The sequence below is a fragment of the Pseudomonas sp. IPO3747 genome (genome assembly GCF_013385245.1).
GTDB lineage: Bacteria > Pseudomonadota > Gammaproteobacteria > Pseudomonadales > Pseudomonadaceae > Aquipseudomonas > Aquipseudomonas edaphica.
On record NZ_JACAQL010000003.1, the window covers coordinates 39784 to 57910 of the forward strand.

General features: G+C 59.1%; 15 protein-coding genes and 4 tRNA genes. 12 read left to right on the forward strand and 7 right to left on the reverse strand.

Annotated features, from left to right (window positions below):
- Window positions 1-97 precede the first annotated feature (97 nt).
- The 3 genes from HX790_RS06650 to HX790_RS06660 are packed head-to-tail and all read right to left on the reverse strand — an operon-like array spanning window position 98 to window position 5877.
- Entirely contained in the window at window positions 98-1516 is a 1419-nt protein-coding gene (locus HX790_RS06650) for an efflux transporter outer membrane subunit (protein ID WP_170040751.1), read from the reverse strand.
- On the reverse strand, window positions 1500-2666 hold the full coding sequence (locus HX790_RS06655) for an efflux RND transporter periplasmic adaptor subunit (RefSeq protein WP_099550015.1): 1167 nt from the start codon (window positions 2664-2666) through the stop codon (window positions 1500-1502). The genes HX790_RS06650 and HX790_RS06655 overlap by 17 nt, the downstream gene beginning before the upstream one ends.
- On the reverse strand, window positions 2656-5877 hold the full coding sequence (locus HX790_RS06660) for an efflux RND transporter permease subunit (RefSeq protein WP_169988159.1): 3222 nt from the start codon (window positions 5875-5877) through the stop codon (window positions 2656-2658). Before HX790_RS06660 ends, HX790_RS06655 begins: the two co-directional genes overlap by 11 nt.
- 225 nt (window positions 5878-6102) lie before the next feature.
- Between HX790_RS06660 and HX790_RS06665 the strand changes: the two genes are divergently transcribed.
- Window positions 6103-6513, forward strand: a complete 411-nt coding sequence (locus HX790_RS06665; RefSeq protein ID WP_138450370.1) for a hypothetical protein — start codon at window positions 6103-6105, stop codon at window positions 6511-6513.
- Here HX790_RS06665 and HX790_RS06670 read toward each other — a convergent pair.
- Window positions 6510-6671 carry a hypothetical protein gene (locus HX790_RS06670; protein WP_017136458.1) on the reverse strand — a complete coding sequence of 54 codons (162 nt, stop codon included), beginning with the start codon at window positions 6669-6671 and terminating at the stop codon, window positions 6510-6512. The genes HX790_RS06665 and HX790_RS06670 overlap by 4 nt on opposite strands.
- A 197-nt stretch (window positions 6672-6868) precedes the next feature.
- Here HX790_RS06670 and HX790_RS06675 point away from each other — a divergent pair, with 197 nt between their 5' ends.
- A complete protein-coding gene (locus tag HX790_RS06675) occupies window positions 6869-7531 on the forward strand; it encodes a peptidase C39 family protein (RefSeq protein WP_017136459.1) in 663 nt (220 codons plus the stop codon).
- Window positions 7532-7642: 111 nt separating this feature from the next.
- Here HX790_RS06675 and pbpG read toward each other — a convergent pair whose 3' ends face one another.
- Together pbpG and folD are read right to left on the reverse strand one after the other, a co-directional pair.
- Window positions 7643-8566 carry a D-alanyl-D-alanine endopeptidase gene (gene pbpG, locus HX790_RS06680; protein WP_017136460.1) on the reverse strand — a complete coding sequence of 308 codons (924 nt, stop codon included), beginning with the start codon at window positions 8564-8566 and terminating at the stop codon, window positions 7643-7645.
- A 208-nt stretch (window positions 8567-8774) separates the two neighbouring features.
- A complete protein-coding gene (folD, locus tag HX790_RS06685; RefSeq protein WP_017136461.1) occupies window positions 8775-9629 on the reverse strand; it encodes a bifunctional methylenetetrahydrofolate dehydrogenase/methenyltetrahydrofolate cyclohydrolase FolD in 855 nt (284 codons plus the stop codon).
- 276 nt (window positions 9630-9905) lie between these two features.
- Between folD and HX790_RS06690 the strand changes: the two genes are divergently transcribed.
- The 5 genes from HX790_RS06690 to HX790_RS06710 all read left to right on the forward strand — a co-directional run bounded on the left by HX790_RS06690 (window position 9906) and on the right by HX790_RS06710 (window position 11145).
- Window positions 9906-9982, forward strand: a tRNA-Arg gene (locus HX790_RS06690).
- A 32-nt stretch (window positions 9983-10014) separates the two neighbouring features.
- Window positions 10015-10090, forward strand: a tRNA-His gene (locus tag HX790_RS06695).
- A 56-nt stretch (window positions 10091-10146) separates the two neighbouring features.
- Window positions 10147-10231: transfer RNA gene (locus tag HX790_RS06700), tRNA-Leu, on the forward strand.
- 76 nt (window positions 10232-10307) lie between these two features.
- Window positions 10308-10383, forward strand: a tRNA-His gene (locus HX790_RS06705).
- 168 nt (window positions 10384-10551) lie between these two features.
- Complete coding sequence (locus HX790_RS06710) at window positions 10552-11145, forward strand: RNA polymerase sigma factor (protein ID WP_099550018.1); 594 nt, start codon at window positions 10552-10554, stop codon at window positions 11143-11145.
- A gap of 2 nt (window positions 11146-11147) precedes the next feature.
- Here HX790_RS06710 and HX790_RS06715 read toward each other — a convergent pair whose 3' ends face one another.
- Window positions 11148-11408 (reverse strand): hypothetical protein, encoded by a 261-nt coding sequence (locus HX790_RS06715; RefSeq protein ID WP_032865532.1) that lies wholly within the window; start codon window positions 11406-11408, stop codon window positions 11148-11150.
- 224 nt (window positions 11409-11632) lie between these two features.
- Here HX790_RS06715 and tig point away from each other — a divergent pair, with 224 nt between their 5' ends.
- From tig to HX790_RS06740, 5 genes are all read left to right on the forward strand, one after another.
- Window positions 11633-12943, forward strand: coding sequence for a trigger factor (gene tig / locus HX790_RS06720; RefSeq protein ID WP_017136463.1), 1311 nt, complete (start codon window positions 11633-11635; stop codon window positions 12941-12943).
- Window positions 12944-13034: 91 nt separating this feature from the next.
- Window positions 13035-13670, forward strand: coding sequence for an ATP-dependent Clp endopeptidase proteolytic subunit ClpP (gene clpP / locus HX790_RS06725; RefSeq protein WP_003174822.1), 636 nt, complete (start codon window positions 13035-13037; stop codon window positions 13668-13670).
- A gap of 112 nt (window positions 13671-13782) precedes the next feature.
- Entirely contained in the window at window positions 13783-15066 is a 1284-nt protein-coding gene (clpX, locus tag HX790_RS06730; protein WP_017136464.1) for an ATP-dependent Clp protease ATP-binding subunit ClpX, read from the forward strand.
- A 199-nt stretch (window positions 15067-15265) separates the two neighbouring features.
- Window positions 15266-17662, forward strand: coding sequence for an endopeptidase La (lon, locus tag HX790_RS06735; protein WP_065931108.1), 2397 nt, complete (start codon window positions 15266-15268; stop codon window positions 17660-17662).
- A 148-nt stretch (window positions 17663-17810) separates the two neighbouring features.
- Window positions 17811-18083: an HU family DNA-binding protein gene (locus HX790_RS06740; RefSeq protein ID WP_003174819.1), complete on the forward strand. Its 273-nt coding sequence runs from the start codon at window positions 17811-17813 to the stop codon at window positions 18081-18083.
- Window positions 18084-18127: the final 44 nt, after the last annotated feature.

Below are 18127 nucleotides of genomic sequence, written 5' to 3' on the forward strand. Positions count from 1 at the left end.
CCGCTCTGGACGCTCTGCGTCCGCCCTTAAAGTTGTGACGCGGAGCGTCACCGGCTGCATGCCCACGCGGAGCGTGGGGACGATCTACAGGGGAGTCTCAGGCGCCGGGTTGCCAGCCACCGCCGAGGGCCGTGACTAACCCTACACTCGCCTGCAATTGCCGCGTTTGCACCGCCTGCAAGGTCCGCTGCGCCTGCAACGCCGCGGTTTGCGCGGTCACCACATCCAGATAACTCACGGCCCCGGCCTGATAGCTGTTCATCGCCAATGCCTGCGTATGCTGCGCCGCATCCGCTGCCGCTTGCTCATCCTGGGCTTCCTGCTGCAGGTCCCGCAATTGCGCCAGGTTATCTTCCACCTCACGCACCGCTTTGAGCACATGGCTACGGTACTGCGCCGACGCCTCTTCAAACTCGGCCTTGGCCTGCCGTTCATTGGCGCTCAGCCGCCCACCATCAAAGATCGGCAGGTTCACCAACGGCCCCAGCGCCCAGTAGCGGTTGCCGGCAGACAGCAGGTTGCCAACCCCTTGGGTCTGCCCACCGATTAACCCGGTGAGACTGAAATCCGGATACCACGCCGCCTTGGCCACGCCAATATTGGCATTGGCCGCGAACACCCGCCGTTCCGCCGCCGCAATGTCCGGACGACGTTGCAGCAGGTGGCTCGGCAGTTGCGATGGGATGCCCGGAAGGGCAATCAATTGCCGGCTTGGCGGCAACGTGAAGTTGCTGGCTGCCACACCCACCAATTCACCAATGGCGTGCTCGGTAAGGTTGCGTTGCCCGCGCACTTCATCCAGCTGGGCTTTGGCTTCGGCCAACTGGTTTTGCGCACGGGTCAGGTCGAGTTCGGAAGCAATCTGGCCTTCGTATCGGCTGCGCGTCAGTTGCAGCGCCTGGCTGAAATCCTCCAGCGAGCTATTGAGGATCCGACTCTGTGCATCCAGCCCATTGAGCTGCACATACAGGGTCGCCAATTGATGCTGCAGGCTCAGGCGCGCCACTGCCAGGTCATCCCCGGAGGCTTGTGCCTGGGCGTCACCCGCTGCGACCTGGTTGCGGATCTTGCCCCACAGGTCCAGGTCGTAGCTCAGCGAAAACGCCGCGGTATTGCTGTTGTACACCGATGGCTGCGTATCGCCACGCAGCGGCCGCGAATCCGATTGCCGCTGGCGCAATGGCTGCGCGCTGGCGGTGATTTGCGGGAACAGCCCGGCATGCAATTGGCTGGCATACGCCTGGGACGCATCAAAGTGCGCCAGTGCCGCCGCCAGGTCCGGGTTGGCCTTGAGCAGTTGCTGTTGCAGGTCATTGAGGTGCGAATCGTTGTAGAGCTTCCACCATTCGGGTGCCAGTTGGTCGGACGGTTGTGCGCTGTGCCACGGGCCATCGCTGGTCTGTTCGCGGTAGCCGGCCGGCAGGTCAACGGCGGGCACCTTGTAGGTGGGCGCCATCGAGCAACCCTGCAAGGCCAATAGTACCAACGCCGCTAGGGGGTTAAACCTTGCGCGCATGCGCACCTCCGGCTTGGGCAAGCTCTACCGGGTCGCCTTCGCGCAGGGCGTCGGGCGGGTTGTCGACCACGCGGTCGGCGGGTTTGAGGCCTTGGTCGATCACCAGGCGCTCGCCCAGGTCCAGGCCGATGTGGATGTCTTGCAGGTGCACATGGTTCTGCGCGTCCAGCACCGCCACTTGGGTGCCTTGGGCGCGGAAGATCAAGGCGCTGGCCGGGATGCTCACGCCGTGGGTGTCGGCCGGAATCGGCAGCGTGGCTTCGGCGTAGTCACCGGGCAGCAGTTCGCCGTTGGGGTTGTCGGCGACAAACTGCGCAAGCAGGGTGCCGGAACGGCGGTCGATGGCGGTGGAGTCGCCGATCAGGCGCGCCTTGAAGTGCTCGCCAGGGTGCTCGGGTACGGTCAGCTCGGCCTCAAGCCCAGGGTGGATCACCGACGCGTAGTTCTGCGGCACCGGCACATACAGACGCAGTTGGTGAGTGTCGGCGATGTTGAACAGTTCCGGGTCGCTGTCGGTGTCGGCCTTGATCAACTGGCCGATATCGGTGTTGCGCGCGGTGATGGTGCCGGCGAACGGAGCGCGGATGGTCTTGTAGCTTTCCAGCGCCGACAGCCGCGCATAGTCGGCAGCGGCGGCCTCGGCGTTGGCTTTGGCGGCAGCGGCGTTGGAGGTTTTTTCATCCGCCTCCTGACGCGACACCGAATGGCTGGCGAGCAGGTTCTGCCAGCGTGTGGCGGTGGTTGCGGCCAGGCGTGCGTTGGCCTGTTCCTGGAGCAGGCGCGCGTGGGTTTGCGCCAGTTGCTGGTCGAGGTCCGGGCTGTCGATTTCAGCGAGGATTTGCCCGGCTTTGACCTGGCTGCCGATGTCGACTTTCCAGTCCTTCAAGTAACCGCTCACCCGCGCATGGATCGGCGCCTTGCTCCAGGCGTCGAGGTGCGCGGGCAGGCGCAGGGTATCGCCGGCCGCGTTCTGCTTGGGCTGGAACACCATCACCTGAGGGATGGCGGCGGTTTCGGTCCAGGCCGTAACCGCCTCTTCGTGGGTGGTGCGGGCGTGCAGGCCGTTAGCGACCAACAGGGCGGCCAAGGTGAGGCCGCCGACACCCAGGAGCATCAGACGCTTGCGCGAGGGTTTGTGATCAGACGACATGTGAAGTTTCTCCAGCAGCTGCGCGAGTAGGGTGACGACCGTGGACCAGGCTGAAGACCACGGGTACAAACAACAATGTGGCGATGGTGGCGAAGATCAAGCCACCGATAACGGCGCGGCCGAGCGGGGCGTTCTGCTCCTCGGAAATCGCCAGCGGCAACATGCCGATGATCATCGCTAGGGCGGTCATGCACACCGGGCGGAAGCGCGTGTAACCGGCTTCCATGGCCGCCTTCAGCGCGTCGCCATGTTCGGCCAGGCGTTCACGGCAGAAGCTCACCACCAGGATTGAGTTGGCGGTAGCCACGCCCATACAGAGGATGGCGCCGGTGAGTGCCGGCACCGACAACGAGGTGCCGCTGAGGAACAGCATCCACACAATCCCCGCCAGTGCGGCCGGCAGTGCAGTGATGATCACAAACGGGTCAGCCCACGACTGGAAGTTGACCACGATCAGCAGGTAGATCAGCACCACGGCGCCGAGCAAGCCGAAGCTCAACCCGCTGAACGCTTCATGCAGCGCATCGATCTGCCCGTGCAGGCTGATCACCGCGCCTTTGGGGCGCATGGAGGCGGTGTCATCCAGCACCTTTTGCACGTCACGGGCCACGCCGCCGAGGTCGCGGCCTTGCACGTTGGCATACAGGTCCAGGGTCGGCTCGATGTTGTAGTGGGTCACCACCGCCGGGCTTTGCACGCGAGAGATGCTCGCCACGCCGCCGAGGATTTGCGATTGCCCATCGGCACCGGTCACCGGCAAGGCTTCCAGTGACGGCAAGCTGTCGAGGCGGTATTGCGGGGTGGCGGCGACGATGGAGTACGACACGCCGTTGGCCGGGTTAAGCCAGAACGTCGGCGCCACCTGTGAGCTGCCGGCGAGCGAGGCAACCATGCTGTTGGTCACGTCACGCTCGGTGATGCCCAGGCCATTGGCACGCATACGGTCGACGTTCACTTGCAACGACGGGTAGCCGGTGGACTGCTGGATGCGCAGGTCGGCAATGCCCGGAATATGTTGCAGGCGGCGCTCCAGTTCGATGGCGTAGGCGCGGTTTTCCGCATCGCTGCGCCCGGAGATTTTCACGTCCAGCGGCGCCGGGGCACCGAAGTTGAGAATCTGGCTGCTGATGTCGGCAGGCAGGAACGCAAAGTGGCTGCCGGGGAAGCTTTGCGGCAAGGCTTCACGCAGTTTTTTCACGTAGTCGGCGGTCGGCGCGTGGTCCTTTTTCAAGCTGACCTGGATGTCGCCGTCCTGCGGGCCGATGGTGCCGCTGCTGCTGTAGGCCATGTCGATGCCGCTGAGCGGGATGCCGATGTTGTCGACGATGGTGTCGAGTTGCTCGGCCGGGATCACTTCGCGAATCCGCGCTTCAATGCGGTCGAACGCCGCCGCGCTTTCTTCAATACGCGTGCCCAATGGCAGGCGCACATGCAGGGCAAGCGCTCCGGCGTCGGTGGCCGGGAAGAAGTCCTGGCCCAGGCTCGGCAACAGCAGGAACGAGGCCAGCACGCAGGCCAGGAAACCGACGATAAAGCGCTTGCGTGCGCCCAGCGCCAAGGTCAGCAGGCCGTGGTAGGTGTCACGGATATTCGAGAAATGGCGTTCGAAACCCTGCTGGAAGTTCAGCACCGATTGCAGCACACGGTTGCGCGGTTTCTTGTGCTGTTCACCTTCGTGATGGTTGATGAATTCATCTTCCGGGTGATGCCCTGGCCCTTGTTCCGGCACATGCGGCTTGAGCAAAAACATCGCCAGGGTCGGCACCAGGGTTCGCGAGAGAATGAACGAGCTGGCCATGGCGAAAATCACCGCCAGCGCCATCGGCCGGAACAGGTAACCGGCGATGCCTTGCAGCAGGAACATCGGCACAAACACGATGCAGATACACAGCAGCGACACAAACGCCGGGCCGACGATCTGCGCGGCGCCGTCGAGGATCGCGGTCTTCACCGCCTTGCCTTGTTCCAGGTGCCAGTTGATGTTTTCGATGGTCACCGTGGCATCGTCCACCAGAATCCCCACCGCCAATGCGAGCCCGCCGAGGGTCATCACGTTGAGGGTTTGCCCGGTGGCCGCCAGCAATGCAATGGCCGACAACACCGCCAACGGAATCGAGGCGGCGATGATCAAGGTGGAGCGCCAGCTGCCGAGGAACAGCAGGATCATCGCACTGGTCAGCAGCGCCGCGATGATGCCTTCCTGGGCCACGCTACCCACCGATTGTTTGACGAACACCGAGGCGTCGCCCAGCAGTGAGGTCTTCAGCGACGGCGGCAGGGTTTCATTGATGCGCGGCAGCATCTGGCGGATGCCGTCGATGATCGACAGGGTAGAGATACTGCCGTTTTTCAACGCTGGCATCAGCACCGCGCGGTGGCCGTCGACGCGCACGATGTTGGTCTGCGGCGGCGAGCCGTCACGCACGTGGGCCACTTGGCCGATGGTGATGATTGCGCCGTCGACCGTCTTGATCGGCAGGTCGTTGAGCTCATCAATCGCCTTGGGGCTGTTGTTGAGCAGGATCGTGTATTCGTTGGGGCCGAGTTTGGCGGTACCCACTGGAATGATCTGGTTTTGCAGCGCCAGGGCGTTGCCCACGTCCTGTGCCGACAAGCCTTTGGCGGCCAGCGCCTGCGGGTCGAGGTCGAGGGTGATCTGGCGTTGCTTGCCACCCATTGGCGTGGGCATGGCCAGGCCGGGCAGGGCGCTCAAGGGCAGGCGGATATTGTTCTGTACCAGGTCGCGGATCTTGGCTTCCGAGAGGCTGGGGCTGGAAAACGCCAGTTGCAGGATCGGCACCGTGGAGGCGCTGTAGTTGAGGATCAGCGGCGGCGTGATGCCCGGTGGCATCTGCTTGAGCACGGTCTGTGACACGGCCGTGACTTGGGCGTTGGCGGTGCGGATATCCACACCCGGTTGGAAGAAGATTTTGACGATGCCCATGCCGGGCAGCGATTGCGATTCGATGTGTTCGATGTCGTTGACAGTGGTGCTCAAGGAGCGTTCGTAGGTGTAGATCACCCGACCGGCCATGGCGTCCGGCGACAGGCCGTTGTACTGCCAAACCACAGCGACGACGGGGATGCCGATATCGGGAAAAACATCCGTGGGGGTTCGTAGGGCCGCCATCGGCCCGATGATGCAGATGAATATGGCCAACACGATAAACGTGTAGGGCTTTTGCAGTGCGGTCTTTACCAGCCCGAGCATGCGTGAACCTCCGAGGGAGCAGGATTGCAAACCCCGGCAGTCTTGCCCGACCCACCTAACACGCACCTTTCAGCCAGGTGAAGGAACATTTAGTTAACGGCTGAAGATCGTTTCATATGTATTCATTTGTTCTACATAGGGCAGCTCTCCAAGCTTGTAACCCATCGGCGGCGATACATTTGAATCGCCTTCAACGTTTTTACTGATGCCCTTTGGAGCCCTGCCATGTCATTCAAACCTCTGTTGTTGATCCCCGCGCTTGGTGTTGTTTTGTTGTTGTCAGCCTGCGCCGGCCCCATCCCTAAAGCTGACCCGAGCGAGGCATGGATTGGTCTGAAGGAAGAAGCGCCAAATGACCTGATGGCCGAGCGCGTCGACGGCCACCGCGTGGATGACGGTCGCTATTTTGAAGTGACGCCGGGGGACCATCGTTTGGATGTGACACTGTTTGAAGAAGAGCCGGGCGACGACAACCAGCAAGACTGCCAGGGCCGGGTCGAGTACAAGAACTTCAAGGCGGGTGAGCACTACACGCTGGTGGAATCCAGCCTGGGCACTACCGTGCGTGCCGTGCTCAAGGACGGTCGCGGCAAGGAAGTGGCCGCGACTCAAGACTTCAGTTGCATGCCTGGCTAGGCGTGATGCACCGCGGCCTTGTGCGGCTTGGCGGGTGCAGCCGGTGTGACATGGGGGTGGTGATGCCGACGCGTTACGCGCATCACGCCCCACAGCATGGCGGCGGCTACTGACAGCCAACCGCAGACCAACAGGAAAATCGTTGTTGCAAGGCTCATTCTGGCCTCCTTTCGCCCCGCTGGGGGCACACACAGTCTTCTCAATGGACAGTCTAGCCAGCTGACGGTTGCGTGCTATTGACCAATGGTCGAATCGGTCCAACTTGTTGGCTATATCAGCAGCCTGTCGCTACTCCCTAAACGCGATTGGGCTATGATCTGGGCCCTTACCGGCCGTTGATCAAGAGAGTAAAAAATTGCGCTTACGCTCGAACGTTAAAACCTCCTTGCTGCTGGCGTGCGCCCTCGGGCTGGCGGCGTGTTCCGGGCACCCGTCGAAACTGGCGGGGTTGCCGGAGCGCGTTGAACTCACGGGTGTGCCGGCGTATCGCAGCGAGGCCTATCAGAGCGGTCCTTCAGCTTTAGCCAGCATGCTGTCGCAACAAGGCATTGTCATGACACCCGGCTTGCTGGACAAACCGCTGCACTTACCGGGTGGCGAGGCGAACCTTGAGCGCAATATGCAGGTGCTGGCGCGTGAATACGGGCTGATGGTGTACCCGCTGGACAGCCAGCTGACGGCCGTGCTGGCGCAAGTGGCGGCGGGTTACCCGGTGATGGCGCGGATCAACCCGAGCATGTGGTCGGGCACGCGTTATGTTGTGGTGGTGGGGTTCAATCAGCAGAAAAGCACCGTGCTGCTGCGCTCGGGCATGGACCGACGGCTGTTGATGAGCTTCAGTAATTTTGAGTCGGCGTGGAAGAGCGCGGGGCACTGGGCGATTTTGACCCAGCGCCCGAGCCAGTTGCCGGCGAATGTGGATGTGCAGCGCTGGCGCGATTCTGCCAATGCCACGGCGCAGGCCGGGCAGGAGCAGGCGGCGGCGCAGGCGCTCAAGGTGCTGGCGGAAAGAAAGTAAAAACGCTGAAGGCTATAGCCTGTGGGAGCTGGCTTGCCTGCGATGCAGGCAACTCGGTTTATCTGTTGCACCGCGTTGATGCTATCGCAGGCAAGCCAGCTCCCACATTATTCAGCGGCGTACTTCAGCCGCGTTCGGGCGATTCTTCAGGTTCTTGTCGGCCTTGTAGCGCAAGGCCACGTCCGGCACCGAACCGCCGCGCCCCGTTTCGACCCAGTTGCGGATACGCGTGGCATCGGCAAAGTGGGTGAACTTGCCGAACGCATCAAGGATCACCAGCGACACCGGGCGGTTGCCCATGCTGGTCACCAGCACCAGGCAGTGGCCGGCCTGGTTGGTGAAGCCGGTCTTGGTCAGCTTGATATCCCAGTTGGCGCGGTTGATCAGGTGATCGGTGTTGGAGAAACCCAAGGTGTAGTTGGGCTTGCGGAACGCCACGGTCTTTTCCTTTGTGGTGCTCAGTTGGCTCAGCATCGGGTATTTACGCGCGGCGGCCAGCAGCTTGCTCAGGTCGCGGGCGGTGGACACGTTGTGAATCGACAGGCCGGTGGGCTCCACGTAGTGCGTGCTGGTCATGCCCAGTGCCTTGGCCTTGGCGTTCATCGCTGCAATAAACGCCGGGTAGCCGCCCGGGTAGTGGTGGGCCAGGCTGGCGGCGGCGCGGTTTTCCGAGGACATCAGGGCGATCAGCAGCATTTCCTTGCGCGGCATTTCGCTGCCGATTTTCACCCGGGAGAACACGCCTTTCATTTCTGGCGTGTCCTTGATGTTGATGTCGATGTACTCATCCATGTTCTGTTTGGCTTCGAGCACGATCAGGCCGGTCATCAGCTTGCTGACGGAGGCAATTGGCACCACCACGTCGGGGTTGCTGGAATAGATGACTTTGTTGGTCTGCAGGTCGACCAGGATGGCGCTGCCGGAAGCAATCTGCAGTTTTGAAGTATCACGCGGGGCGAGGGTGGTTTCGCTGGCGTGCGCGAAGGTGCCTGTAAATGCAAAAAATAGGCTGACAAGAGAGAGACGAATTTTCACGCGGGTGAACTCGCTAAAAAAGTAAGGAAAATGCCGTTCGAGAACGGTTTTTTGATAAATGCCGTTACATTTTAGGAGTATGGACGAAGAACTGTCGAATGTTCTTCTAGATCCAGACGAAAGTGCTTAAAAACTAAGAAAAAAGGGTTTTTAGCCGTTCAATAAAAAGCCCTGCGATAAGGCAGGGCTTTTTCAGTACGGCAGGTTATTAGCCGTGCAGGCTTTCTGCGGCATACAGGGTGTTTTCCAGCAGGCACGCACGGGTCATCGGGCCGACACCGCCGGGTACCGGGGTGATCCAGCCGGCACGGGGCAGGGCGGTTTCGTACACCACGTCGCCGACCAGCTTGCCGTCGTCCTGACGGTTGATGCCCACATCGATCACGATCGCGCCTTCCTTGATCCACTCGCCCTTGACCAGGCCCGGCTTGCCCGCGGCAACCACCACCAGGTCGGCACGGCCAACATGGCCGGCGAGGTCTTTGGTGAAACGGTGGGTGACAGTCACGGTGCAGCCGGCCAGCAGCAGCTCCATGGCCATCGGGCGGCCAACAATGTTGGAGGCACCAACGACTACGGCATCCAGACCGTACAGATCGACGCCGGTGCTCTCCAGCAGGGTCATGATGCCCTTCGGGGTGCAGGGGCGCAGCAGCGGGATGCGTTGGGCCAGGCGGCCGACGTTATAGGGGTGGAAGCCGTCGACGTCTTTGTCCGGGCGGATGCGCTCCAACAGTTTGGAGGCGTCCAGGTGCTCGGGCAGTGGCAGTTGCAGCAGGATACCGTCAATGGCCGGGTCGTCGTTGAGGCCGTCGATCAGGTCGGTAAGCGCCTGCTGGGTGGTCTCGGAAGGCAAGTCGTAGGCCTTGGAAATAAAGCCGACCTCTTCACAGTCTTTACGCTTGTGCGAGACATAAACCTGAGAGGCAGGATCGCTGCCGACCAGGATCACCGCGAGGCCAGGCGTGCGCAGACCTTGCAGGCGGCGCTCGGTGACTCGTTTGGCGATCTGCTGGCGCAGGCTGGCGGCGATTGATTTGCCGTCGATAAGTTGTGCAGTCATTACGCGTGATTAACCATCGAGAGGGGGAAGAAAAGTGCGCGCATTCTCGCACGCCATGACGTGAGGGCAAAGGCGCTTGGTCTGCAAATTGCCCTAACCCCTTAAATAAAATCAGTTTTTTTCAAAAAAGATTTGACGGGTATCAAGGCCGTCTATACTATTCGTCGCACTTGTCGGGCACAGCCTAGCACTGGTTAAGAAGGTCGAGCAGATAGAGCTGTTCTGCAAGGCTGGAAGCACTTAGTTTGTAATCTTCAACGAGTACAGATTAATAAGGCGCCCGTAGCTCAGCTGGATAGAGCATCCGCCTTCTAAGCGGATGGTCGCAGGTTCGAGTCCTGCCGGGTGCGCCATTAGGCAGCTTTGGCACAAGTAGCGCTATATGGTGGGCGTAGCTCAGTTGGTAGAGCACGGGATTGTGACTCCCGTTGTCGAGGGTTCGATCCCCTTCGTCCACCCCATATTTAGAAAGGCGCCAGATTAATCATCTGGCGCCTTTGCTTTAAGAGTTTCAAGCGCGGATGTGGTGGAATTGGTAGACACACTGGATTTAGGTTCCAGCGCCGCGAGGCGTAAGAGTTCGAGTCTCTTCATCCGCACCAATTAAGCGTCACCCAGCCATCAGGCAGGGTGAGGCCAGACAAGGAAGGTGTTCGAGTTCCTTGTTGAAGCAATATGGTGGGCGTAGCTCAGTTGGTAGAGCACGGGATTGTGACTCCCGTTGTCGAGGGTTCGATCCCCTTCGTCCACCCCATATTTTAAAAAGCGCCAGATCAATGATCTGGCGCTTTTTTTTGCATCCAAAAAATGCCCTGCCGCGTATGTACTGACGAGGATGGCCGTGGATGGGCCTGGATCCTCATCCGCTGCTACGTGGAGGGTCTGAAAAATGTTGGCACAACAGCAGGATCAAAGTCAGGGAATGGCGGTTGGCGAGGCGCATTTGCTCGGGCGCCTGCTGTTGGGGGAGCAATCGGCCTATTGCGACCTGGTTAAAACCCATCAGGGCGCCATGCGTGCGGTGGCTTCGGCGATCGCCGGGCATCGGCATGTCGATGATGTGGTGCAGGATGCCTGGTTGGCGATTGTGCGCGGGCTGAGTGGTTTTCAGGGGCGCTCCAGCCTCAAGACCTGGGTGCTGACGATTACGGCCAATAAAGCCAAGGGCCGCTATGGCCGGAGTCGGCGCGAAGTGTTTTTCGATGACTCGCAGGGTCAGGAGCGCTTTTGCGCCGCCAGTGGCCAGTGGCTGTCGGCACCGGCGGGCTGGCATGAAGATACGCCCGAGGCGCTGGTCAGTGAAGACGAACTGCGCGCCTGTATCGAGCGCGCGTTGCAGGAACTGTCGACGCTTCAGAGCGCTGCGCTTGTGCTGCGTGAGCGGGTAGGGCTTGAGCTTGAGGAGATTGCCGAGTTGCTGGGCGTCAGTCTGTGCAATGCGCGGGTGCTGCTGCACCGGGCGCGCAGTCGGGTTTTTGCCGCCATCGACCGGCATCAGGCCTGTGGCGTTGATTGACGTCAAGAAAAAACAAGCATTCTCAATGCCTTGGCGTTAGAATCGTTGCCGGTTTTGAGCGTGTAGAACTGATCCGCGGCTATATAAGGGTCGGTACAGCTATTTAATAGCGAATAACGGCGCAGTACCTGAAAAAGGGCTGTGCCGTTTTTGTTTGAGTGTTTTGAGTTTCCAGGGTAGGGCGTTTCATCGTATTTGTGTTTCTCGATGCTGCTGCCACACCCTTCGACCTTGCTTGCAGGGTCGCTCGCCGGGGTGTGCATCCAACCTCTTCTATATATAGAAGGGCTGGCGCTAGAGCCCTGGCGTGATGCGCTGTATTTGCTAACGGGATGAGGTGCATGCGTGCACTTGAACCTATAAATGGCCTGCTGTTTTTCCACCCGTTTTCAGTAGGGTGACTTCTTGAGTTTGACCCACTAGAATGCATGCCCTTGATTCTGGGGTCGGAAACGGCCGGCTAACGTCTGTGCAACGAGGAATATCCATGCAAGTTTCTGTTGAAAATACTACTGCCATCGAGCGCCGCCTGAGCATCACCGTGCCGGCAGAGCGTATTGAGACTGCGGTCAACAAGCGTCTGCAGCAGACTGCCCAAAAGGCCAAGATCGCTGGTTTCCGTCCAGGCAAAGTGCCAATGAGCGAAATCAAGCGTCGTTTTGGTGCCGATGCGCGTCAGGAAGCTGTTGGTGACGTGATCCAGGCTTCCTTCTACGAAGCCGTTGTCGAGCACAAGCTGAACCCAGCGGGTTCGCCTTCGATCGAGCCTAAGTCCCTGGAAGCCGGTAAAGACCTGGAATACGTTGCCGTATTCGAAGTGTTCCCGGAATTCACCGTTGCCGGTTTCGAAGACATCGCCGTTGAGCGCCTGAGCGCTGACGTGGCAGATGCCGACCTGGACAACATGCTGGAAATCCTGCGCAAGCAGAACACCCGTTTTGAAGTGGCCGACCGTGCCGCCCAGAACGAAGACCAGCTGAACATCGATTTCGTTGGCAAGGTTGACGGCGAAGCATTCGCTGGCGGCTCCGCCAAGGGCACCCAGCTGGTGCTGGGTTCCAACCGCATGATCCCGGGCTTCGAAGACGGCCTGGTTGGCGCCAAGGCCGGTGAAGAGCGCGTTCTGAACCTGACTTTCCCTGCTGACTACCAGAACCTGGACCTGGCCGGCAAAGCCGCCGAGTTCACCGTGACCGTCAACAGTGTTTCCGAGCCTAAGCTGCCTGAGCTGAACGAAGAATTCTTCGCCCAGTTCGGTATCAAGGAAACCGGCATCGACGGCTTCCGTACCGAAGTTCGCAAGAACATGGAGCGTGAGCTGCGTCAGGCCATCAAGTCCAAGGTCAAGAACCAGGTGATGGATGGTCTGCTGGCCGCCAACCCGATCGAAGTGCCCAAGGCCCTGCTGTCCAACGAAGTGGATCGCCTGCGCGTTCAAGCGGTTCAGCAGTTCGGTGGCAACATCAAGCCTGACCAGCTGCCAGCCGAGCTGTTCGAAGAGCAAGCCAAGCGCCGCGTTGTGCTGGGTCTGGTCGTGGCTGAAGTGGTCAAGCAATTCGACCTCAAGCCTGACGAAGATCGCGTTCGCGAAATGATCCAGGAAATGGCTTCGGCCTACCAGGAGCCTGAGCAGGTCGTGGCTTGGTACTACAAGAACGACCAGCAACTGAACGAAGTACGTTCGGTTGTGCTGGAAGAACAAGTTGTGGATACTGTTCTGCAGAAGGCTAAGGTGACCGACAAAGCGGTCTCTTACGAAGAAGCAGTCAAACCGGCGGAAGCAGCACAAGCCGACTGATTGTCCAACTCGTTCGAAATATAACCATAAGCCAGCCTCGCGCTGGCTTATGCGTTTTCAAGACATGACTATTTGGGAGTAACTGCAGAGCATGTTCCGTAATTCCTATATTCAGCAGAACTCTGATATCCAGGCCGCTGGCGGCTTGGTCCCGATGGTTGTCGAGCAATCTGCTCGTGGCGAACGCGCCTATGACATCTACTCGCGCCTGCTCAAGGAGCGAGTGATTTTTCTGGTCGGCCCGGTAGAGGACTACATGGCCAACCTGATCTGCGCGCAACTGCTGTTCCTTGAAGCGGAAAACCCGGACAAGGACATCCATCTTTACATCAACTCCCCGGGCGGCTCGGTTACTGCAGGCATGTCGATCTACGACACCATGCAGTTCATCAAGCCAAACGTGTCGACCACGTGCATCGGCCAGGCCTGCAGCATGGGCGCTTTCCTGCTGACCGCAGGTGCCGAGGGCAAGCGTTACTGCCTGCCGAACTCGCGCGTGATGATTCACCAGCCGTTGGGCGGTTTCCAGGGCCAGGCATCGGACATCGAAATCCACGCCAAGGAAATCCTGTTTATTCGTGAGCGTCTGAACACGCTGATGGCCAAACACAGCGGGCACACCCTGGAAGAAATCGAGCGTGATACCAACCGCGACAATTTCATGAGCGCTGAAGCTGCTCGTGAATACGGGTTGATCGACGCAGTGATCGAAAAGCGCCCCGCTTAATATAAGCACCTCAAAATAAGGCTGGTCGGCATGTCCGACCACCGGCGGGCTTGAAAAAGCCCGCATAAGCCTTCATCTTGTGTTGCAAGCCTATCGGATTTGGATCGAACGAATGACTGACACCCGCAACGGCGAGGACAACGGCAAGCTGCTCTATTGCTCCTTCTGCGGCAAAAGCCAGCATGAAGTACGCAAATTGATTGCCGGCCCCTCGGTGTTTATCTGCGACGAGTGCGTCGACCTGTGCAATGACATCATCCGCGAGGAGGTGCAGGAAGCCCAGGCCGAGAGCAGCGCGCATAAATTGCCTTCGCCTAAAGAAATCAGCGGCATCCTTGATCAGTATGTGATTGGTCAAGAGCGTGCAAAAAAGGTTTTGGCGGTAGCGGTGTACAACCACTACAAGCGCTTGAACCAGCGTGACAAGAAAGGCGACGAAGTCGAACTCGGCAAGAGCAACATCTTGCTGATCGGTCCTACAGGCTCGGGTAAAACCCTGCTTGCAGAAACCCTCGCTCGTCTGCTGAACGTTCCATTCACCATCGCCGACGCCACCACCCTCACCGAGGCTGGCTACGTGGGTGAAGATGTCGAGAACATCATTCAGAAGCTGCTGCAAAAGTGCGACTACGACGTAGAGAAGGCCCAGATGGGTATTGTCTACATCGACGAAATCGACAAGATTTCGCGCAAGTCCGACAACCCGTCGATCACTCGGGACGTTTCCGGTGAAGGCGTGCAGCAAGCCCTGTTGAAACTGATCGAAGGCACGGTTGCTTCCGTACCGCCACAAGGCGGCCGCAAGCACCCGCAGCAGGAATTCCTTCAGGTTGATACGCGCAACATCCTGTTCATCTGTGGCGGTGCTTTCTCGGGGCTGGAAAAGGTTATTCAGCAACGTTCCACCCGTGGCGGCATCGGCTTCGGTGCAGAAGTGCGCAGCAAGGAAGAAGGCAAGAAGGTGGGCGAGTCCCTGCGTGAAGTCGAGCCTGACGATCTGGTCAAGTTCGGTCTGATCCCGGAATTCGTTGGCCGTCTGCCGGTCCTGGCCACGTTGGACGAGCTGGATGAGGCTGCTCTGATTCAGATCCTCACCGAGCCGAAAAACGCCCTGACCAAGCAATACGCCAAGCTGTTCGAGATGGAAGGTGTAGACCTCGAGTTCCGTACCGACGCGCTCAAATCAGTGGCCAAGCGGGCACTGGAGCGCAAGACCGGTGCACGTGGCCTGCGTTCGATCCTCGAAGGCGTGTTGCTCGACACCATGTACGAAATCCCCTCGCAATCCGAGGTGAGCAAGGTGGTGATCGACGAAAGCGTTATCGAAGGCAAATCCAAGCCACTGTATATCTACGAAAACAGTGAGCCGGCTGCCAAGGCTGCACCTGACGCTTAAGCGTCAAGCCGTCGCAGTACAAGCAAGGGCCTTTCGAGGCCCTTTCTTTTTATGTGGCGGTTTTTCGGGGCGGTTTGTGTTTTACGGTTAAATTCGCGTTTATTCATGCGTTTAACTGCTGGCATTGAGCTTGTTTTTTTTGCGTACAGCCCCCATCTTGGTTTCAAGCTAATTTTTCAACTGTCATAGAGGCGAAATCATGAAGACAACCATTGAATTGCCTCTCCTGCCGTTGCGTGATGTCGTCGTCTATCCGCACATGGTTATCCCGCTGTTCGTGGGGCGCGAGAAGTCTATCGAAGCCCTCGAGGCTGCGATGACGGGCGACAAGCAGATCCTGCTGTTGGCCCAGAAGAATCCTGCTGATGATGATCCAGGCGAAGATGCCCTGTATCGGGTCGGTACCGTTGCGACTGTTCTGCAATTGCTCAAGTTGCCCGATGGCACCGTCAAGGTGCTGGTCGAAGGCGAGCAGCGTGGTGCGGTCGAGCGCTTCATGGAGGTGGACGGTCACCTGCGCGCCGAAGTGGCGCTGATCGACGAAGTCGAAGCCCCTGAGCGCGAATCCGAAGTGTTTGTGCGCAGCCTGCTCTCGCAGTTCGAGCAGTATGTGCAACTGGGCAAGAAAGTCCCGGCTGAAGTGCTGTCGTCCCTCAACAGCATCGATGAGCCAAGCCGCCTGGTCGACACCATGGCCGCGCACATGGCGCTCAAGATCGAGCAGAAGCAGGACATCCTCGAAATCATCGACCTGCCGGCCCGTGTTGAACACGTGCTGGCGCTGCTGGATGGTGAAATCGACCTGCTGCAGGTTGAGAAGCGCATCCGTGGTCGCGTGAAGAAACAAATGGAGCGCAGCCAGCGCGAGTACTACCTGAATGAGCAGATGAAGGCCATTCAGAAAGAACTCGGCGACAGCGAAGAAGGCCACAACGAAGTCGAAGAGCTGAAAAAGCGCATCGACGCCGCCGGCCTGCCTAAAGACGCCCTGACCAAGGCCATGGCTGAGCTGAACAAGCTCAAGCAAATGTCGCCAATGTCGGCCGAAGCCACCGTGGTGCGTTCCTACATCGACTGGCTGGTGCAGGTGCCGTGGAAAGCTCAGACCAAAGTGCGCCTGGACCTGGCCCGTGCCGAAGAGATCCTTGACGCCGACCACTACGGCCTCGAAGAAGTCAAAGAACGCATCCTCGAATACCTCGCCGTGCAAAAGCGCGTGAAGAAAATTCGTGGCCCGGTGTTGTGCCTGGTCGGGCCTCCGGGTGTAGGTAAAACTTCCCTGGCCGAGTCGATTGCCAGTGCCACCAACCGTAAGTTTGTGCGCATGGCCCTTGGCGGTGTGCGTGATGAAGCGGAAATTCGTGGCCATCGCCGTACGTACATCGGTTCGATGCCAGGAAGATTGATTCAAAAGATGACGAAGGTGGGTGTGCGCAACCCGCTGTTCCTGCTCGATGAAATCGACAAAATGGGCAGCGACATGCGTGGCGATCCGGCCTCGGCGTTGCTCGAAGTGCTCGACCCCGAGCAGAACCACAATTTCAACGACCATTACCTGGAAGTCGACTACGACTTGTCCGACGTAATGTTCCTGTGCACCTCCAACTCCATGAACATCCCGCCAGCCCTGCTGGACCGGATGGAGGTGATTCGTCTGCCGGGTTACACCGAAGACGAGAAGATCAACATCGCCGTCAAATACCTCGCACCCAAGCAGATCTCGGCCAATGGCCTGAAAAAAGGCGAGATCGAATTTGAGGTCGAAGCGATCCGCGACATCGTGCGTTACTACACCCGCGAAGCCGGTGTGCGTGGCCTTGAGCGTCAGATTGCGAAGATCTGCCGCAAAGCGGTCAAGGAGCACTCGCTGGAAAAACGCTTCTCGGTGAAGGTGGTTGCCGATTCCCTGGAGCACTTCCTGGGCGTGAAGAAATTCCGTTACGGCCTGGCTGAGCAGCAGGATCAGGTAGGGCAGGTGACGGGCCTGGCGTGGACCCAGGTGGGCGGCGAACTGCTGACCATCGAAGCGGCGGTTATCCCGGGCAAAGGCCAGCTTATCAAGACCGGTTCGTTGGGTGATGTGATGGTCGAATCGATCACCGCCGCGCAGACCGTGGTGCGCAGCCGCGCCAAGAGCCTGGGGATCCCCCTGGACTTTCACGAGAAGCACGACACCCACATCCACATGCCGGAAGGGGCGACCCCCAAAGACGGCCCTAGCGCCGGTGTAGGCATGTGCACGGCACTGGTGTCGGCACTGACTGGCATTCCTGTGCGTGCCGATGTGGCGATGACCGGGGAAATTACCCTGCGGGGTCAGGTATTGGCCATCGGTGGTCTGAAAGAGAAATTGCTCGCTGCACACCGAGGCGGTATCAAGACCGTGATCATTCCGGAAGAGAATGTTCGCGACTTGAAGGAAATTCCTGACAATATCAAGCAGGATCTTCAGATTAAACCGGTTAAATGGATTGACGAGGTCCTGCAAATTGCGTTGCAATACGCGCCGGAGCCCTTGCCGGATGTGGCTCCGGAGATTGTCGCGAAGGACGAAAAACGCGAGTCCGATTCCAAGGAAAGAATTAGCACGCATTAATGCGAATGAGCCTGGGGGCTTCCTTGACAGCTTTTTAGAGCCCTTGTTATAAAGCGGCTCTTAAGTGTCTGTAGGCCATTCAGCACTGGTTTTTGCTTTCACCAAAAAACTTAGAATCATACTCAATAGATATATAAGGGGACTTAGAGTGAACAAGTCGGAACTGATTGATGCTATCGCCGCATCCGCTGATATCCCGAAAGCTGCTGCTGGCCGTGCGCTGGACGCAGTAATCGAATCCGTCACTGGCGCTCTGAAGGCCGGCGACTCCGTGGTACTGGTAGGCTTCGGTACTTTCTCTGTGACTGACCGCCCAGCTCGCACTGGCCGTAACCCACAGACTGGCAAAGCACTGCAAATCGCTGCTGCCAAAAAACCAGGTTTCAAAGCCGGTAAAGCCCTGAAAGAAGCGGTTAACTAAGCTTCGTTCAAGCCTTGCCTACCCGGGTCAGACGCAGGTCTGGC